This window comes from Flavobacterium sp. JP2137 (assembly GCF_050562195.1).
GTDB lineage: Bacteria > Bacteroidota > Bacteroidia > Flavobacteriales > Flavobacteriaceae > Flavobacterium.
The window spans coordinates 2,817,260-2,842,487 of the sequence record NZ_CP191647.1; the positions used below are offsets into that span (position 1 = coordinate 2,817,260).

37 protein-coding genes, 1 other RNA gene and 1 pseudogene are annotated in these 25,228 nt (G+C 40.7%); 14 read left to right on the top strand and 25 right to left on the bottom strand.

Features of this window, described 5'->3' with window-relative positions; translation table 11 throughout:
• Nucleotides 1–10 precede the first annotated feature (10 nt).
• Both ACQZ43_RS12395 and ACQZ43_RS12400 read left to right on the top strand, forming a co-directional pair.
• Nucleotides 11–604 (top strand): hypothetical protein, encoded by a 594-nt coding sequence (locus ACQZ43_RS12395; RefSeq protein ID WP_430613001.1) that lies wholly within the window; start codon nucleotides 11–13, stop codon nucleotides 602–604.
• Between the two features lie 54 nt (nucleotides 605–658).
• Nucleotides 659–1,600: a LysR family transcriptional regulator gene (locus tag ACQZ43_RS12400; protein WP_430613002.1), complete on the top strand. Its 942-nt coding sequence runs from the start codon at nucleotides 659–661 to the stop codon at nucleotides 1,598–1,600.
• An 833-nt stretch (nucleotides 1,601–2,433) separates the two neighbouring features.
• Here ACQZ43_RS12400 and ACQZ43_RS12405 read toward each other — a convergent pair.
• The 4 genes from ACQZ43_RS12405 to ACQZ43_RS12420 form a co-directional block, all read right to left on the bottom strand.
• On the bottom strand, nucleotides 2,434–2,634 hold the full coding sequence (locus ACQZ43_RS12405) for a hypothetical protein (protein ID WP_430613003.1): 201 nt from the start codon (nucleotides 2,632–2,634) through the stop codon (nucleotides 2,434–2,436).
• A gap of 92 nt (nucleotides 2,635–2,726) precedes the next feature.
• Nucleotides 2,727–3,416 carry a tRNA (5-methylaminomethyl-2-thiouridine)(34)-methyltransferase MnmD gene (gene mnmD / locus ACQZ43_RS12410; RefSeq protein ID WP_430613004.1) on the bottom strand — a complete coding sequence of 230 codons (690 nt, stop codon included), beginning with the start codon at nucleotides 3,414–3,416 and terminating at the stop codon, nucleotides 2,727–2,729.
• A gap of 2 nt (nucleotides 3,417–3,418) precedes the next feature.
• A complete protein-coding gene (locus ACQZ43_RS12415; protein ID WP_430613005.1) occupies nucleotides 3,419–3,853 on the bottom strand; it encodes a hypothetical protein in 435 nt (144 codons plus the stop codon).
• Nucleotides 3,853–4,356, bottom strand: coding sequence for a DUF4920 domain-containing protein (locus ACQZ43_RS12420; RefSeq protein ID WP_430613006.1), 504 nt, complete (start codon nucleotides 4,354–4,356; stop codon nucleotides 3,853–3,855). The genes ACQZ43_RS12415 and ACQZ43_RS12420 overlap by 1 nt, the downstream gene beginning before the upstream one ends.
• Before the next feature lie 258 nt (nucleotides 4,357–4,614).
• Between ACQZ43_RS12420 and ACQZ43_RS12425 the strand changes: the two genes are divergently transcribed.
• The 3 genes from ACQZ43_RS12425 (at nucleotide 4,615) to ACQZ43_RS12435 (ending at nucleotide 7,187) form a co-directional block, all read left to right on the top strand.
• Nucleotides 4,615–5,688, top strand: a complete 1,074-nt coding sequence (locus ACQZ43_RS12425; RefSeq protein WP_430613007.1) for a branched-chain amino acid aminotransferase — start codon at nucleotides 4,615–4,617, stop codon at nucleotides 5,686–5,688.
• Nucleotides 5,689–5,836: 148 nt separating this feature from the next.
• Nucleotides 5,837–6,025: a hypothetical protein gene (locus tag ACQZ43_RS12430; RefSeq protein WP_430613008.1), complete on the top strand. Its 189-nt coding sequence runs from the start codon at nucleotides 5,837–5,839 to the stop codon at nucleotides 6,023–6,025.
• A 46-nt stretch (nucleotides 6,026–6,071) separates the two neighbouring features.
• Nucleotides 6,072–7,187 (top strand): SRPBCC family protein, encoded by a 1,116-nt coding sequence (locus ACQZ43_RS12435; protein WP_430613009.1) that lies wholly within the window; start codon nucleotides 6,072–6,074, stop codon nucleotides 7,185–7,187.
• An 82-nt stretch (nucleotides 7,188–7,269) separates the two neighbouring features.
• On the opposite strand, the gene kdsB is transcribed toward ACQZ43_RS12435, so the two are convergent.
• Entirely contained in the window at nucleotides 7,270–8,013 is a 744-nt protein-coding gene (gene kdsB, locus ACQZ43_RS12440; RefSeq protein ID WP_430613010.1) for a 3-deoxy-manno-octulosonate cytidylyltransferase, read from the bottom strand.
• 85 nt (nucleotides 8,014–8,098) lie between these two features.
• Nucleotides 8,099–9,523: an ATP-dependent DNA helicase gene (locus tag ACQZ43_RS12445; protein WP_430615668.1), complete on the bottom strand. Its 1,425-nt coding sequence runs from the start codon at nucleotides 9,521–9,523 to the stop codon at nucleotides 8,099–8,101.
• Between the two features lie 127 nt (nucleotides 9,524–9,650).
• Between ACQZ43_RS12445 and ACQZ43_RS12450 the strand changes: the two genes are divergently transcribed.
• A complete protein-coding gene (locus ACQZ43_RS12450; RefSeq protein WP_430613011.1) occupies nucleotides 9,651–10,445 on the top strand; it encodes a DUF3822 family protein in 795 nt (264 codons plus the stop codon).
• Nucleotides 10,442–11,026, top strand: a complete 585-nt coding sequence (locus tag ACQZ43_RS12455; protein WP_430613012.1) for an RsmD family RNA methyltransferase — start codon at nucleotides 10,442–10,444, stop codon at nucleotides 11,024–11,026. The genes ACQZ43_RS12450 and ACQZ43_RS12455 overlap by 4 nt, the downstream gene beginning before the upstream one ends.
• A 4-nt stretch (nucleotides 11,027–11,030) precedes the next feature.
• Here the strand turns inward: ACQZ43_RS12455 and rnpB are convergent.
• Nucleotides 11,031–11,343, bottom strand: an RNA gene (gene rnpB / locus ACQZ43_RS12460) — RNase P RNA component class A.
• A gap of 299 nt (nucleotides 11,344–11,642) precedes the next feature.
• Between rnpB and murQ the strand changes: the two genes are divergently transcribed.
• From murQ to ACQZ43_RS12480, 4 genes are read left to right on the top strand one after another with little or no spacing between them, the layout of a single operon-like run.
• A complete protein-coding gene (gene murQ / locus ACQZ43_RS12465) occupies nucleotides 11,643–12,461 on the top strand; it encodes an N-acetylmuramic acid 6-phosphate etherase (RefSeq protein WP_430613013.1) in 819 nt (272 codons plus the stop codon).
• The gene (locus tag ACQZ43_RS12470) at nucleotides 12,461–12,691 is read left to right on the top strand and encodes a DUF6095 family protein (RefSeq protein ID WP_430613014.1); all 231 of its coding nucleotides are present in this window, start codon (nucleotides 12,461–12,463) and stop codon (nucleotides 12,689–12,691) included. The genes murQ and ACQZ43_RS12470 overlap by 1 nt, the downstream gene beginning before the upstream one ends.
• A 27-nt stretch (nucleotides 12,692–12,718) precedes the next feature.
• On the top strand, nucleotides 12,719–13,093 hold the full coding sequence (locus ACQZ43_RS12475; protein WP_430613015.1) for a DNA topoisomerase IV: 375 nt from the start codon (nucleotides 12,719–12,721) through the stop codon (nucleotides 13,091–13,093).
• Between the two features lie 17 nt (nucleotides 13,094–13,110).
• The gene (locus tag ACQZ43_RS12480) at nucleotides 13,111–13,893 is read left to right on the top strand and encodes a TerC family protein (protein ID WP_430613016.1); all 783 of its coding nucleotides are present in this window, start codon (nucleotides 13,111–13,113) and stop codon (nucleotides 13,891–13,893) included.
• 24 nt (nucleotides 13,894–13,917) lie between these two features.
• Here ACQZ43_RS12480 and ACQZ43_RS12485 read toward each other — a convergent pair whose 3' ends face one another.
• Nucleotides 13,918–14,607, bottom strand: coding sequence for a TrmH family RNA methyltransferase (locus tag ACQZ43_RS12485; RefSeq protein WP_430613017.1), 690 nt, complete (start codon nucleotides 14,605–14,607; stop codon nucleotides 13,918–13,920).
• 65 nt (nucleotides 14,608–14,672) lie between these two features.
• Here ACQZ43_RS12485 and ACQZ43_RS12490 point away from each other — a divergent pair, with 65 nt between their 5' ends.
• On the top strand, nucleotides 14,673–15,374 hold the full coding sequence (locus tag ACQZ43_RS12490) for an SIR2 family NAD-dependent protein deacylase (RefSeq protein WP_430613018.1): 702 nt from the start codon (nucleotides 14,673–14,675) through the stop codon (nucleotides 15,372–15,374).
• Nucleotides 15,375–15,433: 59 nt separating this feature from the next.
• Here ACQZ43_RS12490 and fsa read toward each other — a convergent pair whose 3' ends face one another.
• Together fsa and ACQZ43_RS12500 are read right to left on the bottom strand one after the other, a co-directional pair.
• Nucleotides 15,434–16,090, bottom strand: a complete 657-nt coding sequence (gene fsa / locus ACQZ43_RS12495; protein WP_430613019.1) for a fructose-6-phosphate aldolase — start codon at nucleotides 16,088–16,090, stop codon at nucleotides 15,434–15,436.
• A gap of 153 nt (nucleotides 16,091–16,243) precedes the next feature.
• On the bottom strand, nucleotides 16,244–17,053 hold the full coding sequence (locus tag ACQZ43_RS12500; RefSeq protein ID WP_430613020.1) for an SDR family oxidoreductase: 810 nt from the start codon (nucleotides 17,051–17,053) through the stop codon (nucleotides 16,244–16,246).
• 115 nt (nucleotides 17,054–17,168) lie between these two features.
• On the opposite strand from ACQZ43_RS12500, the gene ACQZ43_RS12505 reads away from it, so the two are divergent.
• Nucleotides 17,169–18,182: a M28 family metallopeptidase gene (locus ACQZ43_RS12505; protein ID WP_430613021.1), complete on the top strand. Its 1,014-nt coding sequence runs from the start codon at nucleotides 17,169–17,171 to the stop codon at nucleotides 18,180–18,182.
• A 2-nt stretch (nucleotides 18,183–18,184) separates the two neighbouring features.
• Nucleotides 18,185–18,469 carry a hypothetical protein gene (locus ACQZ43_RS12510; RefSeq protein ID WP_430613022.1) on the top strand — a complete coding sequence of 95 codons (285 nt, stop codon included), beginning with the start codon at nucleotides 18,185–18,187 and terminating at the stop codon, nucleotides 18,467–18,469.
• A gap of 122 nt (nucleotides 18,470–18,591) precedes the next feature.
• On the opposite strand, the gene ACQZ43_RS12515 is transcribed toward ACQZ43_RS12510, so the two are convergent.
• The 15 genes and pseudogenes from ACQZ43_RS12515 to ACQZ43_RS12585 form a co-directional block, all read right to left on the bottom strand.
• Nucleotides 18,592–19,011, bottom strand: coding sequence for an SMI1/KNR4 family protein (locus tag ACQZ43_RS12515; protein WP_430613023.1), 420 nt, complete (start codon nucleotides 19,009–19,011; stop codon nucleotides 18,592–18,594).
• A 31-nt stretch (nucleotides 19,012–19,042) separates the two neighbouring features.
• On the bottom strand, nucleotides 19,043–19,267 hold the full coding sequence (locus ACQZ43_RS12520; RefSeq protein WP_430613024.1) for an HNH endonuclease: 225 nt from the start codon (nucleotides 19,265–19,267) through the stop codon (nucleotides 19,043–19,045).
• Nucleotides 19,268–19,408: 141 nt separating this feature from the next.
• Nucleotides 19,409–19,762, bottom strand: a complete 354-nt coding sequence (locus ACQZ43_RS12525; RefSeq protein ID WP_430613025.1) for a hypothetical protein — start codon at nucleotides 19,760–19,762, stop codon at nucleotides 19,409–19,411.
• A gap of 12 nt (nucleotides 19,763–19,774) precedes the next feature.
• Nucleotides 19,775–20,068: a hypothetical protein gene (locus ACQZ43_RS12530; protein ID WP_430613026.1), complete on the bottom strand. Its 294-nt coding sequence runs from the start codon at nucleotides 20,066–20,068 to the stop codon at nucleotides 19,775–19,777.
• 122 nt (nucleotides 20,069–20,190) lie between these two features.
• Complete coding sequence (locus ACQZ43_RS12535; protein WP_430613027.1) at nucleotides 20,191–20,610, bottom strand: SMI1/KNR4 family protein; 420 nt, start codon at nucleotides 20,608–20,610, stop codon at nucleotides 20,191–20,193.
• Between the two features lie 184 nt (nucleotides 20,611–20,794).
• On the bottom strand, nucleotides 20,795–21,148 hold the full coding sequence (locus ACQZ43_RS12540; protein WP_430613028.1) for a hypothetical protein: 354 nt from the start codon (nucleotides 21,146–21,148) through the stop codon (nucleotides 20,795–20,797).
• Nucleotides 21,149–21,585: 437 nt separating this feature from the next.
• Nucleotides 21,586–22,014, bottom strand: coding sequence for an SMI1/KNR4 family protein (locus ACQZ43_RS12545; protein ID WP_430613029.1), 429 nt, complete (start codon nucleotides 22,012–22,014; stop codon nucleotides 21,586–21,588).
• Nucleotides 22,015–22,045: 31 nt separating this feature from the next.
• The gene (locus tag ACQZ43_RS12550; RefSeq protein ID WP_430613030.1) at nucleotides 22,046–22,270 is read right to left on the bottom strand and encodes an HNH endonuclease; all 225 of its coding nucleotides are present in this window, start codon (nucleotides 22,268–22,270) and stop codon (nucleotides 22,046–22,048) included.
• Between the two features lie 139 nt (nucleotides 22,271–22,409).
• The gene (locus tag ACQZ43_RS12555) at nucleotides 22,410–22,763 is read right to left on the bottom strand and encodes a hypothetical protein (protein WP_430613031.1); all 354 of its coding nucleotides are present in this window, start codon (nucleotides 22,761–22,763) and stop codon (nucleotides 22,410–22,412) included.
• Nucleotides 22,764–22,775: 12 nt separating this feature from the next.
• Nucleotides 22,776–23,108 (bottom strand): annotated as a pseudogene (locus tag ACQZ43_RS12560) (hypothetical protein); the annotation flags it as partial.
• 83 nt (nucleotides 23,109–23,191) lie between these two features.
• Nucleotides 23,192–23,611, bottom strand: coding sequence for an SMI1/KNR4 family protein (locus tag ACQZ43_RS12565; protein WP_430613032.1), 420 nt, complete (start codon nucleotides 23,609–23,611; stop codon nucleotides 23,192–23,194).
• A 115-nt stretch (nucleotides 23,612–23,726) separates the two neighbouring features.
• Entirely contained in the window at nucleotides 23,727–24,146 is a 420-nt protein-coding gene (locus tag ACQZ43_RS12570) for an SMI1/KNR4 family protein (RefSeq protein WP_430613033.1), read from the bottom strand.
• Nucleotides 24,147–24,177: 31 nt separating this feature from the next.
• A complete protein-coding gene (locus ACQZ43_RS12575) occupies nucleotides 24,178–24,402 on the bottom strand; it encodes an HNH endonuclease (RefSeq protein ID WP_430613034.1) in 225 nt (74 codons plus the stop codon).
• Nucleotides 24,403–24,543: 141 nt separating this feature from the next.
• Nucleotides 24,544–24,897 carry a hypothetical protein gene (locus ACQZ43_RS12580; RefSeq protein ID WP_430613035.1) on the bottom strand — a complete coding sequence of 118 codons (354 nt, stop codon included), beginning with the start codon at nucleotides 24,895–24,897 and terminating at the stop codon, nucleotides 24,544–24,546.
• A gap of 88 nt (nucleotides 24,898–24,985) precedes the next feature.
• Complete coding sequence (locus ACQZ43_RS12585; RefSeq protein WP_430613036.1) at nucleotides 24,986–25,204, bottom strand: hypothetical protein; 219 nt, start codon at nucleotides 25,202–25,204, stop codon at nucleotides 24,986–24,988.
• Between the last annotated feature and the right edge of the window lie 24 nt (nucleotides 25,205–25,228).

The window sequence follows — 25,228 nt, forward strand, 5'->3', positions numbered from 1 at the left end:
TTACTCATATATGGAAGAATTAGATTTATTAAAAAAGCATTGGAATAAGAGTTCCGATTTTCCCAAGGTATCGCAAGACGATATTAGAAAAATGATTCACAAGCGCTCCTCGTCTATAGTGAAGTGGATTTTTATTATCAGTATCGCTGAGTTTATTATTTTGAACTTGGTGAGCCTGTTGATGCCCGATAACGGCTCCGAAGACAACAGCCTCTTTATGCAGCTGATCGATTACAGTTCCATACTGCTATCCTTGCTCTTTATCGTGCTTTTCTATAGGAATTACCGTGCCATATCCGTTTCGGACTCGACCAAGTCCCTGATGAGTGGTATCTTAAAAACGCGTAAAACCGTGCGCATCTACATTTATATCAACATTATCATGGTGATTTTAGGCATGTTTTACGCCCTGTTTGTACTGAGCCACGACAACCACTATTTCGACAAGCTCAACAACATACAATCCTCGGTGTTTATCTTGGCATTTTTGGCTTTTATAGCCGCATTTGTAGGGGTCATCTGGTTTGTATACAAAATTATATACGGCATATTGCTTAAGCGCTTAAAAACCAATTACGCCGAGTTGAAAAAAATCGATTTGTAGTTTTTTTTCACTAAATTGATCCTGAATTGAATTTAACTCCTGCCTGTATTCCTTATGACTATCACTCAATTGATTTATACTATTGCCGTAGCTGAGCACAGAAATTTCACCCTGGCCGCCGAGAAGAGTTTTGTAACCCAGCCCACGCTGAGTATGCAAATACAAAAACTCGAGGAAGAATTGGGCATCCTGATCTTTGATCGCAGCACCAAACCCATTCAGCTCACTGAAGTGGGAGCCATTATAGTTAAACAAGCGCAAAAAATCGTAGAAGAATCCAATAGGATCAAAGACATCGTCGATCAGCAAAAGGGATTTATCGGCGGGGAATTTCGCGTGGGTATTATTCCGACCATCACCCCGACCCTATTGCCGATGTTTTTAAAAACCTTTGTCAAAAAACATCCTCAGGTCAATTTGATTATAGAAGAGTACAATACGGATGAAATCATTCAGCGCCTGAGAAACGGTCAAATCGATGCCGCAATAGCTGCGACTCCTTTGGAGGAAGCGGATATCAAAGAAGCCGTTTTGTATTACGAGCCCTTTGTCGGTTATTTTCCAGAGCGATTTAGACAGGGACTCCCCCAGCAAATCGAAGCCAGTCAAATCGATTTGCAACACCTGCTGCTGCTGCAAGACGGGCATTGCTTTAGAAACGGCATCATCAACCTGTGTAAAAATTCGGCTTCGGAAAACGACCTCCCCTTTAAATTGGAAAGCGGAAGCTTTGAAACCTTGATAAAAATAGCCAACGAAGGCCTGGGCATTACCTTATTGCCGTATTTACACACTTTAGACCTTAAACCTGAATTCCTGACTAATCTCGTTGAATTTAGAGACCCCAAACCCGCTCGCGAAATCAGTTTAATCTATAGAAAAAGTGAGCTTAAAATACAGATTATCGAAGCCCTGCGCGAAACCATATTAGGCGTAGTTCGCGGCGCCATAGCCTTTAGCGATATACAAATCATCAGCCCTAAACTCAAGCGGTAATTTTTTTTTTGCGGATTTGATGATTTGTTTATTCGATGATTCGCCGGTTTTTGCAAAGTAATTCTGTTTCCTAACTAAGAAAGCGATTTACGGATTCGATGATTCGTTGATTTGCGGATTCGATGATTCGATGATTCGCCGGTTTTTGCAAAGTAATTCTGTTTCGTAACTAAGAAAGCGATTCGATGATTTGCGGATTCGTTGATATGCGGATTCGATGATTCGCCGGTTTGTGCAAAGTAATTCTGTTTCCTAACTAAGAAAGCGATTCGATGATTCGATGATTCGATGATTAGCGGATTCGATGATTAGCGGATTCGTTGATATGCGGATTCGTTGATATGCGGATTCGATGATTCGAAAGGTTGCGTAAAGGAATTCAGTTTCCTAACTAAGAAAGCGATTTGCGGATTCGAAAGGTTGCGTAAAGGAATACTTTTCCGGATTAAAATGTATTAATAGGGTGTTTTGCAATTCTTCGCTAGTGCCAGCGTCACGCTACTACCCATTTATATGATTAGCGGATTTGCGGATTCGATGATTTGCGGATTCGATGATTCGAGAGGTTGCGTAAAGGAATACTTTTCCGGATTAAAATGTATTAATAGGGTGTTTTGCAATTCTTCGCTAGTGCCAGCGTCACGCTGCTACCCATTTATATGATTAGCGGATTCGATGATTCGAGAGGTTGCGTAAACGAAATCAGTTTCTTCAACAAGAAAAAAATGCTTAAAATACCTTCTACAAACCAAAGCGAATAGATGCATGGTCGAACGGGCTTTCTTTACCTATTTGTGCAAAAAAAAACAGCCCACCGAAGTGAGCTGTTCCTATTATTCGTTAATCAACAACAAACATTGTTGTAGTTCGGGTTTCCCCAAAGTGTATTTTTCTAACCATTTGGTTAATAAATCCAAATCGTAAGGCAGCAATGATTTTATTGCTTTTTCCAATTCCTTACAAAATAATAACGGGTCAAAACTAACATTTTCTAATACCGTTTTTGTGTAATCAAACATTTGTCTTGCTTTCATATCTAACTTAATAATTAAAGGGATATCGCTAAGAGTAAATATAGTACAATTCCACAGTATAAAAACTTTTATTCTTATTTTTTAAGAATTATTTATGAATTAAAGCCAGTTTCTTTAGAAATTTTATGCGCTCGGATCATTTGTCTTTTGCCTGGAGGCCCCGCTAAACGCACTACTTTAAAGCCCGCATTGCGCATGGCTAGTTTGATGGGCCCCCTACAAGCGTAGGTCACCAATATGCCGTTGGGCGCCAAGGCGTCGAACATCTTTTCAAAAATGGCCTGCGACCAGAGTTCCGGTTGGTAGGGAAATCCAAAGGCGTCAAAGTAAATCAAATCATACGACTGCGGTTCCAGTACCACGGTTTCAAACAGGGCATGTACCTTCTTTAAAACCAAACAGCTGTTGATCGGATGCGCTACCTCCCACTCAATTTGATGCATCGCGTTAAAATCGCGAGCGGCCAATGGGTTTTCCAGTTGCTCGGCATAGTTTAAGGCATCGATTTCCTCGCGGTTTAAGGGAAATCCTTCCACGGCGTGATAACACAGCTGCTTGCCCTGAGATTCGGCTTCCAATGCCGTTAGCAAGGCATTTAAGCCCGTTCCGAATCCCATTTCCAACACTCGAAATGCCGCTGCGTCGATTTGAGAGAATCCCTCCTGAATATACACGTGTCGGGCCTCTTGTATGGCGCCAAATACCGAGTGGTAGGTCTCTTTCCAATCTTCGATAAGCAGGCTGCTAGAGCCGTCGGAGGTAATGATTACGCTTCTCTTCAAAACTAGGGAATTAACAATTTTTTTATTCGTTCTATAGGGCCGCCGCATTTGACCTGATGACAGGCGATGCAGCTTTCCACCATCGCGTTAAAGTGTTCCTTGCGCTGTGTGGGTTCCTCGTATACCAACCGTTGCGCCTTTAAAAAGAGTTCCGCTTGGGTGTTGAAAAACAAATCGCGATCGGTCGGATCGGTCATAGTAGCGCCCAGCAGCCTCAAATAATGAGCGGGTAAACTGTCGGCTACCGCCTCATCGGCTAAAATAGCCTCCTTGATACGGCTGTTATCCACGTACATCTGCTCCATTAGCAAAGCCATTTCAGACATTTTATACATCTGAAAAGCGGGCGATTTCGGCGCGGTTGCAACCGGCACTTCCCCCTCTTTTTTGCACGATAAACTCAGGGCACACAGCGCCAATAAAAAGATTCCCCTCATTATTGGTTTATTTGAACCCCATCTGCCATAAAACTATAGGTGATTTTTGGCGCTGTAATCGCAGCGATTTCCGCTTCCGACTTGCCGCCATCCTTGGCATAATGCTTTAATTCATCTACGGATACCACATTGACATAAGCCTTTCCACTGACGATTACCTCGTGATTTCCGGCATTCATCGGCACAAAAAACGCATAGTCTTTAAACTTGACAAAACTCTTTTGTCCCTCGTCCAAACTCAAACTCATCCAGCAGCCTTTTTTCTGGCAAACCTCTTCGATTTTGGATTTAAACTGAACCGCAAGCGTATCGCCTGCCTTCATGTTTTTATAGGCTTCCGACATCTCCAATTGCGATAAAACCGCCGTAGACTTGATGGAATCGCCAAAAACCTCGTAATTTGCCATTGGGGCAACATCGGCTTCAACCGCCTCGGGATTAGCTTGTTTACAGCTAAAAAACAACAAAGAGGACACCGCAGTAAGCAGTACTATTTTTTTCATAATAAACAACATTAAATATAAGGTCAAAGATAATTAAAAAAGGGAAATATCGGCTATTTGAAACAGCTTCATCGCTATTAGCAGATTATAGCTAAATTATATTTATAATTTTAAAAAGATAATTTAAAATAATTGAATTAGAAAATAATTCAATGAACAACTGCGTTTTGGAGATATTTTTGCTAAATTTGTAAAAGTAATTTTTCGTAAAAAAGAGCTCATTGCTCCCTTATATATACAACACTTAAAAACATTATAATGAGTTTAAAAACAATCACAGATATTTCTATATCAAAAGTAGAAAAATCGAAAATTGATACTTTTGATTTTGAAAATGTATCATTTGGTGGTGCCTTTACCGACCATATGCTAGTATGTTCCTACAAAGACGGCGTATGGGGACAAGTTGAAATCAAGCCTTACGGACCGATCCAATTGGATCCTTCTGCTCGTGTTTTCCATTACGGACAAGCGATTTTCGAGGGGATGAAAGCCTATAAGGACAATAATGACGAGGTGTGGTTGTTCCGTCCCGAAGAAAACTTCGGTAGATTTAACAAGTCGGCTATTCGTTTAGCGATGCCAGAAATTGATGCTGATCGTTTTTTAGGAGGCTTAAAAGCCTTGTTAAACATAGAGAAAGATTGGGTACAAAAAGGCAAGGGCAATTCGTTGTACATCCGCCCTTTTATGATAGCTACAGAATCTGGTGTGATTGCCGGACCTTCTAAAGAATTTTTATTCTGTATTTTATTATCACCGGCGAAATCCTATTACGCTGGAAAGGTAAAAGTACAAATTGCAGAGCACTACAGCCGCGCTGCAAACGGAGGTGTTGGAGCTGCCAAGTGTTCTGGAAACTACGCGGCACAGTTCTACCCTACGCAATTGGCACAGAAAGAAGGTTACCAACAAGTAATCTGGACCGACGATGCCACCCATACCAAATTGGAAGAAGCCGGAACGATGAATGTGTTTTTTAGAATTAACGACACCTTGTTTACCGCACCAACCAGCGAGCGTATACTTGATGGTGTTACGAGAAAGAGCATCGTGGAATTGGCCAAGCACATCGGTATAGACTTACAGGTAAAAACCGTATTGGTCGATGAGATCATCGCAGCGGCTAAAGACGGCAGCTTAAAAGAAATTTTTGGCGCAGGAACTGCAGCAGTAGTCAGCCAAATTGAAGGTTTTGCCTATCGCGATACGTATTACCCCTTAGCGGAAATGAGCGATTCAGAATCCTTCGCCCTAATCATCAAAGACAAATTGACCGGTATTCAAAACAAAGCGGAATTAGACCCGTTTAACTGGACCGAAAAAATATAAGTAAAGTCATTGAGTGCTTACATAATAAACGGCGGGATCTTCCCGCCGTTTTTATTTGCTATAAGTGCCGTTATTCCCCGCTAACGAATTTTTCTTTTTATGCTTGAAATTGGCATATTTAGACTAATTTTGTGCAAATACGAAAAATATGTTTACTCCAGGACAAATCAAGTTCTCCATCTTCTTTGTTGTTGTCTTTATCGGCATCATGATTTATGTGTACAGAAAAGATATCCAACTCCACAAAACCTACTATAAAGGCAGTATATGGGTGTTAATGGGTTTTATCGCTTTTATCGCTGTGCTTTTTGTGTTAAAAACAACACTTAAATCGTAATATTTACCTATTTTTGAATAGTAATTTATCAAAAGGCTTATTGTTTATGAAAATACTTAAATACTTTTTACTATTATTGGTTTTGAGTTTGGTTGCCTTGTTCGTCTATATAGCTACGCAAAACGGGGCTTATACGGTAACGCGCTCCTTATTTGTCAATGCTCCACAAAGCACGGTATACCATTATGTCAATAATTTAAAGAGTTGGGAAGAATGGGCACCCTGGGAAGAACTCGATCGCAGCAGCTTGGTTTATGATGCCGTAATTAAAGGAGATTCTGCCGGTTTTAGCTGGTCTGGAAAAAGTGGCGAGGGAAGTGTGCGCACGTTAAAAGCCATTGCCAAAGACAGTCTTTCACAGCGCTTTACCCTCGATAAAAACAGCTCAACCATGGGCTGGAAGTTTAAAAATGAAGCCAAGGGCACCATGGTAACCTGGACGATTCAGGGCAGTATGAATATATGGATGAAAGTCAGCTCGTTTTTCAAAGGAGGAGCCGAAGGTATTATGGGTGAAAAACTCGACCGCGGCCTGGCCAACATCAAAAATTACTTTACCAAAGAACTCAGCGAGTTCAGCGTAGACACCAAAGGCTTAACCGTACAAGGCGAAACCTATTACATCGTGGAAAAAGCCACTGCCGACACCGACAATCTCGCCGAAGAGATGACGAATATCGCCCAGAGTCTCATCGATTTTGTAAAGGACAACTCCTTAACGCTCAAGGGAAAACCCTTTGCGATTATCGACCGTACGGCCGATTCGGCTACAACGATCAGCTTTTCGATGTGTGTACCTATAGCAGAAGAGATTTTTACCACCGAAGACAGTCAGGTTCAAGGTCGTAAACAAGAGAGTTTCGTCAGTTTTAACACGGTTTTAAAAGGCGATTACTCCCATATTAAAACCGCTATTGCAGACACTCGTGCCGCTATGGACAAAGCCAATCAGCAAGAGGATTTCTCCAAGAAAATTATATTTGTGTTTGAAAAATCCATCTTGGACAGCCGCAAGCCTTCCGAATGGATCACCAATATCTATATGCCTTTGGACGACAAAGGACCGGCGTTAGGCGCCGTACACCATACCGCCAGACCCATTACCACTAATAGTGCGGAAAGCGAAGTACCACAGCCTACAATGCCCGTACAAGTTCCCTAGGAAACGAATGGTCAGAACAAAAAAAATCCAAGAGCGCAAACTCTTGGATTTTTTTTATACGATATGGTTCCGTACTGGGAATTTACAAATCGGGATAGCGTTCCAACAATTTTTTGGCAGCCTCCAAGTCGGCTTCGGTATCTATACCGATGCCCAGATGGCGGGTTTCTGCCATTTTAATCTTTTTGCCATACTCCAAATAACGCAGTTGTTCCAACTTTTCCGAGGCTTCTAAGGTTTTCATCGGCCACGTACTAAAGGCGATTAAAGCCGCCTTTCTAAAGGCGTAAATACCGATGTGCTGATAGTATTGTACCCCCACCTCCCGATCTCGTGGATACGGAATCACCGAGCGCGAAAAATACAGCGCCAGCTGATTCTGATCGACGATCACTTTAACCACATTGGGATTTTCAATGCGTTCCCAATCGTCTATAGGGGTCATCAATGAGGCCAAATCGACCTGATTGTCTGGGTCGTCTTTAAAAATACCGATGAGTTTTTCCAAATTTTCCTTGTTGATAAAGGGCTCATCGCCTTGCACGTTCACCACTATATCCGCTTCCATATCCGCTACGGCTTCGGCTATGCGATCACTTCCACTTTCGTGTTCGCGGATGCTCATCACCACTTTTCCACCGTGCTTTTCGATTTCGGCATAGATCAAATCCGAGTCGGTTACGACAAAAACATCGTCGAACAAGGCTGTGGCCACAGCGGCTTCATAAGTGCGGCGAATGATGGTTTTTCCGCCCAAATCCTTGAGGAGCTTAGCGGGGAATCGCGTGGAGGCATAGCGCGCTGGAATAACAGCAATTATTTTCATAGTCGATTTGATTTACGTTTACAAGGCTTCCCCCTTTCAGTTGGAATTGGAGAAAAGTCCTCGGTACAAAAAAAGCACATTTTATTTAGTCTTCAAAGAATTCGTCCTTAAATCCGATCAGGTACAATTTGTCCTTGGCACGGGTCATCGCCGTATACAGCCAACGGATGTAATCCTTAGAAATGCCCTCGGGCAAATAAGGCTGTTCGATAAAAACGGTGTTCCACTGCCCTCCTTGCGATTTATGACAGGTAATCGCGTACGAAAACTTGACTTGCAAGGCATTGAAATACTCGTTTTGCTTGACCTTTTGCAGCTTTTTGTATTTGGAATTCTCCTCGGGATAATCCAACATCACCTCTTGATATAGGCGGTTGGACTCTTCATAGGTCAGGGCCGGTGATTCGCTCAAAATGGTATCGAGCAACAATATGGTGTCAAAAGGAGCCATTTGCGGGTAATCGATCATACGCACCTTTACCATGGCAAATTTAAACGAATAGAGCTCTTGGATCTTATAGATTTGCAGAATCTCGATGATGTCGCCATTGGCTACGAAATCGGTGATCGACGAATCTTTCAGCCAGTAGTAATTGTTTTTAACCACCATCATATAATCGCCTGGCGACAATTCGCTTTCCTTGTCCAGTATGCGCATTCTAATCTGCTCGTTGTACTGGTTGGCCCTTTTGTTGGCACGCACTATAAAAGCGGTTTCCTCCGGGCCTTGTTTGTCGTATGCCGTCAGTATGGCATCTTGTATATCTTGTCCGTCTTGCAGGCGCACAATGTCTTTAAAGTCCTTTAAATAGAATTTAAAGGTATCGTAGAATTGCGAATGGAGCAGGTTGCGCAATTCGGTGGCATTATAAAGGATTCCGGAATTTTCTTCCTGTCGCATTACTTCGTCCAACTCGATATGCGATACTTCCATCTGGAAGCCCAAAGCCAACTGATCGATGTTCAGGGCCGGACTAATATCCATGTGGATTGGAGGCAACTGTGCCGTATCGCCAATCAGTATCAATTTACAGTGACGTCCACTGTAGACATATTGAATCAAATCGTCCAAGAGCGAACCGTTTTGATACATATTCGTATCGGTGGCGGCATCGGATATCATGGAGGCCTCGTCGACTATAAAAATCGTATTTCGCGATTTGTTGACCTGCATGGTAAACTGCACGCCATCGCTCTTGCCCTTTTTGGGGTAGTAAATCTTTTTGTGAATCGTAAATGCCGGCAATTGGGAATAGTTGGAAATCACTTTTGCCGCCCGTCCAGTTGGCGCCAACATCACAGCGGTTTTATTGACCAAATGCAGCTGCTGTACCACGGTGGAAAGCAAAGTCGTCTTTCCCGTACCGGCATATCCCTTGAGTACAAACAACTCATCTTGTTTGGTACTGGTGACGAAATCGGCTATTTTTTGAAAAAATATATCTTGTTTAAGCGTTGCTTCAAAGGGAAATTGATCCAAAAGTAAACGGTGAAACTTGGAGGGTGTCATTTTAATAGGTAAAATCGGATTAGTTTTCAAAGATACTAAGGATTTTAAACAGGAAAGGATATCTTCCTTTAAAATTTGCTTAAATTTGTCCCATCGTTTGTTATCGCAGCACCACAAAAACAGCCCCATGAGTCAGCCAAAAAATTACAGTCAATTAATTATACAGGTTTCCTTGAAGGAATTTTCTTTTGTCATCAAGAATATACTCAATGGGGAACACCTCGAATTTCACCGGCAAGACTTGCAGGCCACCCTTCCTTTGGAAGAGCAATTAGAACGCATTTTTAGCCAATGTGAAAGCCTGCGCCAACAACACGATGAAGTATTGGTATTGCACAACAATGCTTTAAACACCTTTGTGCCCCAGGCGGTTTTTAACGAAAATACCCTGGCTGCCTATTTGCAGTATACCACAAAAGTGTTTGCCACCGACTTCTTTGCCTACGACGAATTGGATCTGTATCAGATGAACAACGTCTATGTGCCCTATATTTCAGTCAACAATTTTTTGTTGGACAAGTTGGGGGCTTTTGTCTACCAAAACATACACACCGTATTGGTAGCCCATTTATTGCGAGACAACCCCAACAACGGCGAAATCTTCGCTTATGCGCATTTGCAAGAGGGCCGCTTTGAATTGGTCGTTCTAAAAAACGACCAACTGCTGTTGTTTAATTCTTACGAATACCAAACGCCCGAAGATTTTATTTATTACATACTCTTTGTCTATGAGCAGTTGGAACTCAATCCCGAAAGCAATGCCTTGATTTTGCTGGGAAGTGTTGATACCGAATCCGCTTATTACCAAATGGCCTACACCTATATCCGAACGGTTTCCATCAAAACCAATCCGCAACCAAACCCGATCGAGAGCAGCCTGGCCGCTCCACTTAACTCCCATTATATCCTATTTCAATCATGAGAATAATTTCCGGACAACACAAGGGCAGAAGAATCACTGCACCTAAAAATTTACCCGTTCGTCCCACCACTGATTTGAGTAAAGAATCCCTGTTTAACGTACTGAACAACCACTTTAATCTGGGCGAATTAAAAGTCTTGGACTTGTTTACCGGCACGGGAAACATCAGCTATGAATTTGCCTCTAGAGGAGCCGGTCCGATCGTCAGTGTTGATGCCGATTTTGGCTGCGTGAACTTCGTCAAGAAAACCGCTAAAGAACTGGATTTAGACATTACCCCACTCAAGGCAGATGTGTTAAAATTCCTCGAAAAGCACAAGGCGTCATACGACTTGATCTTCGCCGATCCACCCTACGATTTTACCTTGGATAAGTTTGAACAAATCATACAATTGGTCTTTGCCAATGCGCTATTGGACACTGAAGGTATGCTGGTAATGGAACACTCCAAATACACCGATCTCAAGCACTTAGACCACTATTCCTTTCAGAAAAATTACGGAGGTTCCGTGTTTTCGTTTTTTGAATTCCACACGGAAGAAGAAATGGAAACAACAACAACTGCTGGTGAAGAGGAGTAAAAATAAAAAAAGCAGACCTATAAGCCGGATTCTGTATGCGTATACGCACCCCTATCATTTATCTAGGCTATCAATTGCTCAATAGCTCGATCTGCCTACCCCTAAAACATCGGGCGAGTAGCCCTCGAGCGTTAAATATACATGGCATTTCACCGCATAGAGTTTACCTGGTTTCACTACAGCATTACCTGTACATACTTTCTGTTGCACTTGTCCTCTTAGAAAATTTCTAAGGACGGGTGTTACCCGCTATGCTACTCTGTGGTGTCCGGACTTTCCTCTAATTCTTGCGAACTAGCGATAGGGCAGTCTGCTTTGATGCAAAAGTAATTCATTCCCGCCGATATTAAACTATAAAGAAACAAAAGAATAGCCCCAGCCGCCCAATAAATTATTTGGGCGTTCCCCTAGCGGGTCAGGCTTTCCACTTTATCTTGTTTGGAAAGCCAAACAAGGATGTCGTTCCAATCCTTAACGCGCCCAAAAGATCATTGGCGGTAAAAACGGCCAAACATCCTTAAAATATCCCTATAAACTGCCCTTAGCGCACCCACAAATACCCTACAACTTGCAAAAAATATGTAACTTTGTCTCGTGCCCATTTTTATAGCTATATATGAGTTTCATCAAAACGACAGAACAGGATTCTGCTTATAACGATTTAGAGAAAATGTCCATCGCCTCGGTATTGACACACATCAACACCGAAGACCAAACCGTCCCCCTGGCAGTAGCGCGAGCCATACCACAAATAGAAGCGGTGGTTGTTCAGGTGGTTCAACGCCTTAAAAACGGCGGCCGTCTCTTTTATATCGGAGCGGGTACCTCGGGAAGAATGGGCATCTTAGATGCTTCGGAATGTCCGCCCACCTTTGGTGTCGATGCCGGTTTGGTCGTCGGCCTTATAGCCGGTGGCGATCAAGCGATTCGATCGGCGGTCGAAAATGCCGAAGACCACCCCCAACAAGGTTGGTTAGATTTGCAGCAACAGCAAATCAATTCGAAAGATATCGTCATCGGTATTGCAGCCTCCGGTACCACTCCCTATGTCGTTGAAGCCTTAAAACAATGTGCGGCACACCAGATCACCACCGCCTGCATCAGCTGCAACCAAGGCAGCCCGCTTACCGTCGTAGCCACCTACCCCATAGTGGTGGTTGTGGGGCCAGAACTCATTACAGGCAGCTCGCGTATGAAAGCGGGTACCGCTCAAAAACTCGTACTCAACATGATATCGACCACGACCATGATCCAATTGGGAAAGGTCCAAGGCAATAAGATGGTCGACATGAAAATGACCAACGCCAAACTGGTACAGAGAGGCATACAAATCATCAGTACCACCTTAAATATAACGCCAGCCGCCGCCGCGCTATTGCTCGAGCAGCACCAAACCGTTCGACGGGCAATCGAACACTTTAATTCCGAAAAGTGATGGAACAACAACACACCAAAAAAAGGTTTTTAGTTCAGGGTATCAAGTATTTGGCCATTACCCTACCTTTGATGTTTATGGGCCCCATAGTGATCAACAGCTCCTTTAAAAATCCCGATCACCCCTTGTACTATTTTGTATTGAGCTTGGGTATCTTTATCTGTATCACCGCCATGTGGCTTTTTTACAAAGGCATACAGACGCTGATGAAATCCCTATTTGGAAAATAACAACACGAATTTAAACCCACCTATACCATGAGAAAGCTTTTTTTAATACCTTTAACACTTGTATTGGCCTCTTGTTATCAGCAAGAACGCCAATGTCAAAATTTCAAAACGGGTACGTTTGTCTTTGAGACTGAAATTGATGGCGTTAAAAAAACATCGCGATTTGTACGTACAGATAGCATAGAAATCGAAACCTTTGAAGGTCAGATCGACACTTCAAGCGTTCGTTGGATCAACGATTGTGAATATGTTTTGCAAAAGATGAATCCAAAAAACAGAGCCGAGCAAAAGGCGGTAAGCATGAAGATTTTAACCACGGACGGCAACACCTATACCTTTGAATACGGGCTTGTAGGCGATGCAAAAAAACAGCGTGGTACCATTGAAAAGGTTTCCGAATAAACCACTAAAATCACTATATGGAAGTACTCTTATCCGCAGATGCCATCGTGGCATTTTTAACACTGACATTCCTCGAAATCATTCTGGGAATAGACAACATTATCTTTATTTCCATAGTAACGGGCAAATTGCCCGAAGAACAGCGCAAAAAAGCGACCCGTATCGGATTGTTCCTCGCGATGTTTATGCGTATTGGCTTGCTTTTCGGGGTGAGTTACCTCATTGCGATGAAGGCCACTTTTCTCAGTGTGGATTGGGGTTGGTTTAAGGCCGACTTCAACGGTCAGGCATTGATTTTACTTGCCGGAGGGATATTCTTAATCTATAAATCGACCAAGGAAATCCACGAAAAAGTAAACCATATCGAACACCACGATTCACCTATAGATACCAAAAAATTGATTCATAAGTCCTTTGGAAACATACTCTTCCAAATTTTGATGATCGACATCATCTTCTCCGTCGACAGTATACTTACTGCAGTTGGGATGACCAACGGTATCGAGGGAGCCCTGTATATCATGATTGCCGCGGTTATTGTTTCCGTAGCCGTGATGATGATTTTTGCCGTTCCCGTAGGGAATTTCGTAAACCGAAATCCTTCTATACAAATCTTGGCCTTGTCCTTTTTGATCTTGATTGGATTTATGCTAACTACCGAGAGCATGCATATCTCTCACGCCGTTTTAGCCGGACAAGAAGTCGGAGCCGTTCCCAAGGGATACCTCTACTTTGCAATTGCCTTTTCGCTAGCGGTCGAGTTCATCAACATGAAACTCCGAAAGAAAAGCACCAAATAACACCAACAAAAAAGACTAGCCCGGCTAGTCTTTTTTGTTTTGTAGTTGTATAAAGCGCTCGGTAATATTATCGATATCCTTGATGGTTTTTCGCGCCCAGTCGATGCGCTTTTCCAAGACTTCTTCCTCGGACAACTTCCAGTCGATATCCGAATTTCTCAAGCGGGTAGTGATGTCTTGAATGACAATTGCTGCCGATACCGAAATGTTTAGACTCTCGGTAAAGCCCACCATGGGAATTTTGATATAGCGGTCGGCCTGTTCGATGACCTCCTCAGACAAACCCGATCTTTCCGTACCGAAAAACAGTGCCGCCGGTTGAGAGATGTCAAAATCCTCCAACAAGCTCGATTCGGCATGCGGCGTGGTAGCCACAATTTGATAACCCTGGGCGCGCAGCGCCCCAATGCAGTGCGCACTGGAGTTATGTCGGTGTATATCTACCCACTTCTCTGCTCCCATCGCAATTTCCTTGTCGATGGTTTTGCCTAAATTCGCTTCAATAACGTGCAGTTCCTGCAATCCGAAAACCTCGCAGCTCCGCATTACCGCACTGGTATTGTGCAATTGAAAAAGATCCTCGGTCACTATGGTGAAGTGTTTGGTCCTGTTTTTTAAAACCTCTAGAAAACCCGCTTTGCGGTTGTCTGTAATAAAATCTTCGAGATAATTGAGGTAGGCTATATTTTGAAACAGTTTGTCGGTAGAACTCATTTTTTATTATTAACTTACTAGAATCAACAAAGATAACAACACCGGTATCGGTTTACAATAAAAGTATGGAAAAACATTTGGTCGTGCTCTCCGGAGCCGGAATGAGTGCAGAAAGCGGCATCAAAACCTTTAGAGATGCCGACGGATTATGGGAGGGTCATGAGGTTATGGAAGTCGCTTCGCCCGAGGGATGGCACAACAATCGCGAATTGGTTTTGGACTTCTACAACCAGCGCCGCAGACACCTCCTCGAAGTAACGCCCAACAAGGGGCATCGGATATTGGCCGATCTGCAAAATGACTTTAAGATGAGCATCATCACCCAAAACGTAGACGATTTGCACGAACGTGCCGGCAGTCAAAACGTGATACACTTACACGGCGAATTGCTAAAAGTGCGCAGTGAAATAGCGCCTGAAATGGTGCTGGATTGGACCACCGATCTAAACAGCAGCGACCGCAATGCCGAAGGTCATGCCCTGCGTCCGGATATCGTGTGGTTTGGAGAAGCGGTTCCAGAAATGGAGCGCGCGATTAACGTGGTTAAAGAAGCCGATTTCGTTCTGGTTATCGGAACCTCTTTACAAGTGTATCCCGCAGCTTCCCTGATGGACTACGCACCCAAACGGGCCGTGATTTATTATATCGATCCCAAACCAGCAGCTGTTGCCGCTACGTACCAACAGCTAAAAATCATACCCGAAAAGGCCAGTCGTGGCCTTGAAATGATCAAAGAAGAACTGATCAATTGGGGACAAACGCTCTAAGGCGCTTGGGGCACTTTTTGTTTACTAGACCGCTATACACGGTCTAGTAAACGAAAATACTATTGGTTTCCCTTTTGGTAATCCAATAAAAACTGCGCCAATCCACTGTCGGTCAACGGGTGTTTTAGCAAGCCCAATATAGCAGACAGAGGCCCCGTCATAACATCGGCACCGATTTTTGCACAATTGACAATATGCATGGTATGACGCACTGATGCGGCTAATATTTCGGTTTGAAAACCGTAATTGTCGTAAATCTGGCGAATTTCTTGAATCAATATCAGTCCATCGGTAGAAATATCGTCCAAACGGCCGATAAAAGGCGATACATAAGTCGCTCCAGCTTTGGCCGCTAACAGGGCTTGACCGGCGGAGAACACCAAAGTAACATTGGTTTTAATGCCCTTGGAAGAAAAGTACTTACAGGCTTTAATACCGTCTTGGGTCATCGGTAACTTAACGACGATTTGGTGGTGCAATTGCGCCAATTCCTCCCCTTGAGTCACCATGCCTTCATAATCGGTAGCGATTACCTCTGCACTCACATCGCCTTCAACCAAACTGCAAATCGCCTTATAGTGGTTTAAGATGTTGTCGGCTCCAGTAATGCCCTCCTTGGCCATTAAAGACGGATTGGTCGTTACACCATCCAATACTCCTAAAGCTTGTGCTTCTTTGATTTGCTCTAAATTGGCGGTATCAATAAAAAATTTCATATCTCTTGATTTTTTGTTTTTTCAATTAGTCGCTGCGTTTGCTTGCCCAATCGCACGCGTGCTACACGTCGAATGTCGGCAGTAGTTCGCAAGCTGTTTTTAACTGGGTCCCTGCCTTTCAAAACTACAATAATTGCGGCATACCCAAAGGGGTTATTCCTTAATTTTATAGTGATTCATCAACAGCTTTTCGTAGGTTTTGTCGGGCAATACCCGTTTTAAAACAATGGAAAACTTCTGCATAAAAGCCCCTACTTTATAGTGGACACGCGGTTTGGGTGTCAATATTATCTTGTAGATCGCCTCGGCCATTTGCTGCGGATTGCTTCCGGAATCCACATGTTCATCCATCATGCGCAACGTGGCGCCATACACTGCTTTATAAGGCGATTCTTCGTGCAAAGGTGCGTGATAACGACCGGAGGCTATATTGGTGGCAAAATCGCCTGGAGCGACATTGGCGATTTGTATACCAAAGGGTTTCACCTCCATGCGCAAGGCTTCGGTGATGATTTCCAAAGCGCCTTTTGACGCGGAATACACACTGCGAAACGGCAATCCCATATAACCCGCTATAGAAGTTATATTGATGATCAGGCCCCGCTGCTGCACGCGCATAGTGGGTAGCACTGCTTTCATCACTGTTATCGGTCCGAATAAGTTGGTTTGAAAGTTGTTTAAAATCTCTTCACTGGGCAGTTCTTCCAAGGCTCCGGTAATGCCTACACCTGCGTTGTTGATCAACACATCCAAACGTCCAGCCCGCTTTAAAACCTCTTGCACCCCTTGGTGGATCGAAGCCGAATCCCTCACGTCCATCGCCACTAAGGGAAACAGCGTTTTGGCGATGTTTTGCGGATTTCGACTGGTTCCAAATACGATAAACCCCTTGTGATGAAGAAATTCTCCTACCGCCTTACCTATTCCAGAAGATGCTCCGGTAATCAATACAACTTGGCTCATAATAATCGTTTATAACACAAAGATAGTCGGATCAATACTATTTTTCTATTAAATAGAAACATTCCTTTGACGAGGTTGCTTATATTTACAGCTTGATTACCAAAATCCATTACACATGAACCGCTATACCACCTTATTGATGGGATTTGCCGTGCTCAGTCTGTGCGGACCCATCACTGCACAAGACAAAGCAGCAGGGAACTTTGACTATTTTTACGGTCAAATCAATCGAGACACCTTAAGCAAAAATCTATATATACTGGCTTCAGACGATTTTGAAGGCCGAAGAACCGGCGAAGAGGGGCAAAAAAAAGCCGCTGCTTTCCTCGTCAAGCAATACGAGAACTATCGCATAGCTCCCGCAAACAACACGGAAAACTACCTGCAAAAGGTGCCCTCGGAATACATGAAAAAACCCTTGCGCCCCCTACTCAAAGACAGTGAAAATGTGGTAGCTTATATCAGAGGAAGCGAATTTCCCGAGGAGACCTTAGTGATTTCGGCGCATTACGACCACATGGGTATCGAATTTGGAGAAACCTTTTATGGCGCCGACGACAATGCCTCGGGTACGGTAGGGGTGTTGGAAATTGCACGCGTATTTCAAGAAGCGGTTCGCAACGGATTTACCCCTAAGCGCTCCATACTCTTTTTACACGTTACCGGCGAGGAGTTTGGCTTGCACGGTTCGAGGTTCTATGTTGACAATCCCCTTTATTCCTTGGAAAACACCATTGCAGATCTAAACATCGACATGATAGGCCGCCGTTCCGACGAGTACCTAGAGCAGGGCAACTACATCTATTTAGTTGGCTCGGATCGCTTGAGTGCTGACTTACACGAGGTTTCGGAAAAGATTAATCAAACGTACTCCCAACTGACCTTGGACTACAAATACAATGTAAAAGGGGAACCCGAGCAGATCTATTTTCGCTCAGACCATTACAATTTCGTGCGTAAGGGCATTCCCGTGATCTTTTATTATAACGGCCCCCACGCCGACTATCATCAGCCCACAGACACCGCAGATAAAATCGATTACGAACTGTTGACCAAGCGCGTACAATTAATCTTTGCTACAGCTTGGGAATTAGCCAACCGCAATGCGCGTATTAAAATTAATCTATAAGCATGAAAAACACCCTAGTCTACGATAAGATTATCTTTTATTGCAGTGCGCTACTGTTGATCTTATGGGTTTTGCGCGCTGCTTTTCTCCAACAGTTGTATCTCGACAACACCATCAGTCTGTGGGCTAGTAAATTGTTTGTTCCCATGGTTTTACTGCTGTTTTTATTGCCCTGTTTAATCGCATTTAGAATTTATAGACAAAAGGTTGCCATCGTTTCTTATCTCTTTGCGTCACTTGTTTTTAACGCTCTTACCTTGCTCACCGTGTTTTTGTCCAACCGTTAATTTACCAGCGAATTTTTATAGGGGTACCGATAACCTCGCGCTGTCATTACCATTTTTGTATAACCCGAACGAATCCGAAATCATGCTAAATTTCCACTTAAAGCCTATTCGCAGTGGTTAAATTACAATTCGTCTATGCTTTTGACCCCCAAAAGCTCTTCCAAGGAATCACCTATAATTTCAGGGTCATCGTTTGTATCCATATAAAAAATGATTATTTTTCCATAATCTTCACCCGCTTTTAAACAAAGGGTAATGGGGTTGCTTCCATATCCATTAGCGATCGGTAAATAATCTTTATCTAACAAATCCTCGATGATACAATAATCATAAAGCGTTTCTTCTAAGGTTAACTTACCGTACTTTAACGAATTAAAAGATTGTACATACTCACTCCCATAATCATATACTCCACCGCCATTGTATTTTAAAAGAAACGCTATGTAGTTTTCAGGTAATTTTAAATGGTACTCTTTCTCAAATTCTACTATATCATTTCTAGTGATACTTTGCTGTGAATTGATAATAATTAATTTTTTCATCTTGTTCGTTTTTTTAATTTTACAGAAATCGTTATTTATACAGTGTTTTATTTGAAAAATATTGTCTTACAATTTCTACTGCACCATAATGTGGGGTGCATTGTCTATGAATTTCGGTTTCTACTAATTGCACGGTACAGGTATTGGTCATGGGGTCGTAATCATCCAGATGGTGCCAAGTATAATTATCCGGTTGTTGATTAAAGCCTCCCAGCTTATTGGCCAATTTATCATCCAAACTTCGTCTCCCCGTCATTTTTATTATCACGATATTTTTTTGGTTAGCTGTAACCGGATAGAGATAGGCTGTACTCTCAAAATCCAATGTTAAGCCTGCTTTAGCTACGGGTAGTTTGAGAGCTATTTAAAAAAAAATGATAGTCGAATATTAGTGAAATCAGCTATTCTCTGCCACAAAGGCCTTAAACTGCGCTATAAAATCGATAAACTTATCAAAGGGCCAAGTCAATTCAGGTTCTTGCTGTTTGGAAAACGCATCAAAAAAAAGGACTTCATCTATATAGATATCGATAATTAATTCGCTCCCTTCTACTATATAGGTATACCTTTGATTACCCACTACAGCTTTGGATTCATCGATTATGAGTTGAAGTTCTTCTGGAGTCCAACCCCACCACTTTATGTTTACTAAAACCGATTCATCAGGAGCTAAAGAATCTATATCAATTCCGTAATATTTAAAACCAAGATCTTTTTGGTTAAATGGATTAAGGGTAAATTTGTATTTCATATTTTTCTGTTTTTATAATACGGGATAAGCATTTAAAACAGTACCTGCCTTATCCACTTTTATTAATATTTCAAACTTTCCTGTTGATTCAAGTAACGTGAATTCGTTTTTTTTACTTATACCGTAAACTTTTACCAATTCGTCATAAACCAAGGCAATTTCTTGTTTGACGCGATTAATAACCCAATTCATCGGAAACATGCTCGATTTTCGCCTTTTATCTATCCATTTTCCCTTTCTTTGCCTAATACTATAACGAATCGAAATCAATGCAACAAAGGGCATATCATCCGTTTGCTTAAACAAATACCTGCGAATTTTTATATTTGTACCGATGAATTCGTGGTTGTGACCGCCCCTTTCATATAGCCCAAACGAATCCGAGATCATGCGGAATTTCCACTTAAAACCTATTCGCACTGGTTAAACTACAATTCGTCTATGCTTTTGACACCCAAAAGCTCTTCCAAAGAATCAGCTATAATTTGAGGTTCCTCGTCCATATCAAAATAGAAAATAATAATTTTCCCATAATCTTCACCTGCTTTTAAACAAAGGGTAACGGGGTTACTACCATATCCATTGGCGATCGGTAAATAATCTTTATCTAACAAATCCTCGATGATACAATAATCATAAAGCGTTTCTTCTAAGGTTAACTTACCGTACTTTAACGAATTAAAAGATTGTACATACTCACTCCCATAATCATATACTCCACCGCCATTGTATTTTAAAAGAAACGCTATATAGTTTTCAGGTAATTTTAAATGGTATTCTTTCTCAAATTCCAGTATATCATTTCGAGTGATATTCTGCTGTGAATTGATAATAATTAATTTTTTCATCTTGTTCGTTTTTTTAATTTTACAGAAATCGTTATTTATACAATGTTTTATTTGAAAAATATTGTTTCACAATTTCTACTGCACCATAATAGGCTATACCCTCAAAATCCAATGTTAAGCCTGCTTGAGATACGGGTAGTTTGAGAGCTATTTAAAAAAAAATGATATTCGAATATTAGTAAAATCAGCGATTCTCTGCCACAAAGGCCTTAAACTGCTCTATAAAATCGATAAACTTATCAAAGGGCCAAGTAAATTCAGGTTCTTGCTGTTTGGAAAACGCATCAAAAAAAAGGACTTCATCTATGTAGACATCGATAATAAAATCGCTCGCCTCTACTATATAGGTATATCTTTGATTACCTACTACTGCTTTGGATTCATCGATTATGAGTTGAAGTTCTTCTGGAGTCCAGCCCCACCAACTGATATTAATTAAAACACTTTCTTCCGGAGACAAAGCTTCTACATCTACTCCAAAAAATTTAAAACTAATGTTTTTTTGTCTATAAGGATTTAACGAAAATTGATATTTCATAGTGCTGTTTAGTTAAATGAATTTTAATTATATGGATAAACTAAAAATATTATTTCATATTTTTAATTTAATTTTGGATGTGCATTTATTATATTTCCACTTAGACTCCGGAAAAGAGAATTTAGTAGTTTGATAATTGTTAGGTATTTCATCATAGACCAAGGCAATTTCTTGTTTGACGCGTTTAATATCCCAATTCATCGGAAACATGCTCGATTTTTGCCTTTTATCTATCCATTTTCCCTTTCTTTGCCTAATACTATAACGAATCGAAATCAATGCAACAAAGGGCATATCATCCGTTTGCTTAAACAAATACCTGCGAATTTTTATATCTGTACCGATGAATTCGTGGTTGTGGCCGCCCCTTTCATATAGCCCAAATTATTCCGAGATCATTCGGAATTTCCACTTAAAACCTATTCGCAATGGTTAAACTACAATTCGTCTATGCTTTTGACCCCTAAAACCTCCTCCAAGGAATCAGCTATAATTTGAGGATCATCGGTAGTATCCATATAGAAAATGATTATTTTCCCATAATCTTCACCTGCTTTTAAACAAAGGGTAATGGGGTTACCTCCATATTCATTAGCGATCGGTAAATAATCTTTATCTAACAAATCCTCGATAATACAATAATCATAAAGTGTTTTTTCTAAGGTTAACGTACCATACTTTAACGAATTAAAAGATTGTATGTACTCACTTCCCTCACTTCCCTCATCATATACTTCGCCGCCATTATATTTTAAAAGGAACGCTATATAGTTTTCAGGTAATTTTAAATGGTACTCTTTCTCAAATTCTACTATATCATTTCTAGTGATATTTTGTTCTGAATCTGTAATAATTAATTTTTTCATCTTGTTCGGTTTTTTAATTTGATATTAATCGTTATTTATACAATGTTCTATTTGAAAAATATTGTTTCACAATTTCTACCGCACCATAATGTGGGGTGCATTGTCTATGAATTTCGGTTTCTGCTAATTGCACGGTACAGGTATTGGTCATGGGGTCGTAATCATCCAAATGGTGCCAAGTATAATTCTTAGGTTTTTTATCGAAGCCCGCTAGTTTGTTGGCCAGTTTATTATCCATTCTTCTACTTCCCGTCATTTTTATTATCACGATATTTTTTTGGTTAGCTGTTACCGGAGAGAGATAGACAGTACCCTCAAAATCCAATGTTAAGCCTGCTTGAGATACGGGTAGTTTGAGAGCTATTTAAAAAAATGATAGTCGAATATTAGTAAAATCAGCTATTCTCTGCCACAAAGGCCTTAAACTGCTCTATAAAATCGATAAACTTATCAAAGGGCCAAGTCAATTCAGGTTCTTGCTGTTTGGATAACCCATCAAAAAAAAGGACTTCATCTATATAGATATCGATAATTAATTCGCTCCCTTCTACTATATAGGTATACCTTTGATTACCCACTACAGCTTTGGATTCATCGATTATGAGTTGAAGTTCTTCTGGAGTCCAACCCCACCACTTTATGTTTACTAAAACCGATTCATCAGGAGCTAAAGCATCTATATCAACTCCGTAATATTTAAAACCAAGATCTTTTTGGTTAAATGGATTAAGGGTAAATTTGTATTTCATATTTTTCTGTTTTTATAATACGGGATAAGCATTTAAAATAGTACCTGCCTTATCCACTTTTATTAATATTTCAAACTTTCCTGTTGATTCAAGTAAGGAGAATTCGGTTTTTTTACTTATACCGTAAACTTTTACCCATTCGTCATAAACCAAGGCAATTTCTTGTTTGACGCGATTAATATCCCAATTCATCGGAAACATGATCGATTTTCGCCTTTTATCTATCCATTTTCCCTTTCTTTGCCTAATACTATAACGAATCGAAATCAATGCAACAAAGGGCATATCATCCGTTTGCTTAAACAAATACCTGCGAATTTTTATATCTGTACCGATGAATTCGTGGTTGTGGCCGCCCCTTTCATATAGCCCAAATTATTCCGAGATCATTCGGAATTTCCACTTAAAACCTATTCGCAATGGTTAAACTACAATTCGTCTATGCTTTTGACACCCAAAAGCTCTTCCAAGGAATCAGCTATAATTTCAGGGTCATCGGTAGTATCCATATAGAAAATGATTATTTTCCCATAATCTTCACCCGCTTTTAAACAAAGGGTAATGGGGTTACTACCATATCCGCAAGCGATCGGCAAATATTCTTTATCGATCAAATCCTCGATGATACAATAGTTATATAGCATAAATTCTAAGGTTAACGTACCATACTTTAATGAATTAAAAGATTGTATGTACTCACTCCCATAATCATATACTCCGCCGCCATTGTATTTTAAAAGAAACGCTATGTAGTTTTCAGGTAATTTTAAATGGTATTTTTTCTCAAATTCCACTATATCATTTCTAGCGATACTTTGCTGTGAATTGACAATAATTAATTTTTTCATCTTGTTCGGTTTTAAATTTTACTTTAAATCAAGCATGTTATGGTTATGCCATCACTTTTTGTATAACTTGACCCTAGTACTGTAAATGATTTTAAAAACAAGTTTGGAAGGTATACTACAATTCGTCTATGCTTTTGACCCCCAAAACCTCTTCCAAGGAATCAGCTATAATTTGAGGATCATCGGTAGTATCCATATAGAAAATGATTATTTTCCCATAATCTTCACCTGCTTTTAAACAAAGGGTAATGGGGTTGCCACCATATCCATTAGCAATCGGTAAATAATCTTTATCTAATAAATCCTCGATGATACAATAATCATAAAGTGTTTCTTCTAAGGTTAACGTACCGTACTTTAATGAATTAAAAGATTGTATGTACTCACTCCCATAATCATATACTTCCCCGCCATTGTATTTTAAAAGAAACACTATATAGTTTTCAGGTAATTTTAAATGGTAATTTTTCTCAAATTCCACTATATCATTTCTAGTGATATTTTGTTCTGAATCGGTAATAATTAATTTTTTCATCTTGTTCGGTTTTTTAATTTGATATTAATCGTTATTTATACAATGTTCTATTTGAAAAATATTGTTTCACAATTTCTACCGCACCATAATGTGGGGTGCATTGTCTATGAATTTCGGTTTCTACTAATTGCACGGTACAGGTATTGGTCATGGGGTCGTAATCATCCAAATGGTGCCAAGTATAATTATCCGGTTGTTGATCGAAACCCGCTAGTTTGTTGGCCAGTTTATTATCCATTCTTCTACTTCCCGTCATTTTTATTATCACGATATTTTTTTGGTTAGCTGTTACCGGATAGAGATAGACTGTACCCTCAAAATCCAATGTTAAGCCTACTTTAGCTACGGGTAGTTTGAGAGCTATTTAGAAAAAAATGATAGTCGAATATTAGTAAAATCAGCGATTCTCTGCCACAAAGACCTTAAACTGCGCTATAAAATCGATAAACTTATCAAAGGGCCAAGTCAATTCAGGTTCTTGCTGTTTGGATAACCCATCAAAAAAATTGACTTTATCTTTGTAGATATCGATAATTAATTCGCTCCTTTCTACTATATAGGTATACCTTTGATTACCCACTACTGCTTTGGATTCATCGATTATGAGTTGAAGTTCTTCTGGAGTCCAGCCCCACCAACTGATATCTACTAAAACCAATTCATCAGGAGCTAAAGAATCTATATCAACTCCGTAATATTTAAAACTAAGATCTTTTTGGTTATATGGATTAAGGGTAAATTTGTATTTCATATTTTCCTGTTTTTATAATACGGGATAAGCATTTATAATATTACCTGCCTTATCCACTTTTATTAATATTTCAAACTTTCCTGTTGATTCAAGTAACGTGAATTCTTTTTTTTTTACTTATACCGTAAACTTTTACCCATTCGTCATAAACCAAGGCAATTTCTTGTTTGACGCGATTAATATCCCAATTCATCGGAAACATGCTCGATTTTTGCCTTTTATCTATCCATTTTCCCGTTTTTTGCCTAATACTATAACGAATCGAAATCAATGCATCAATGGGCATATCATCCGTTTGCTTAAACAAATACCTGCGAATTTTTATATTTGT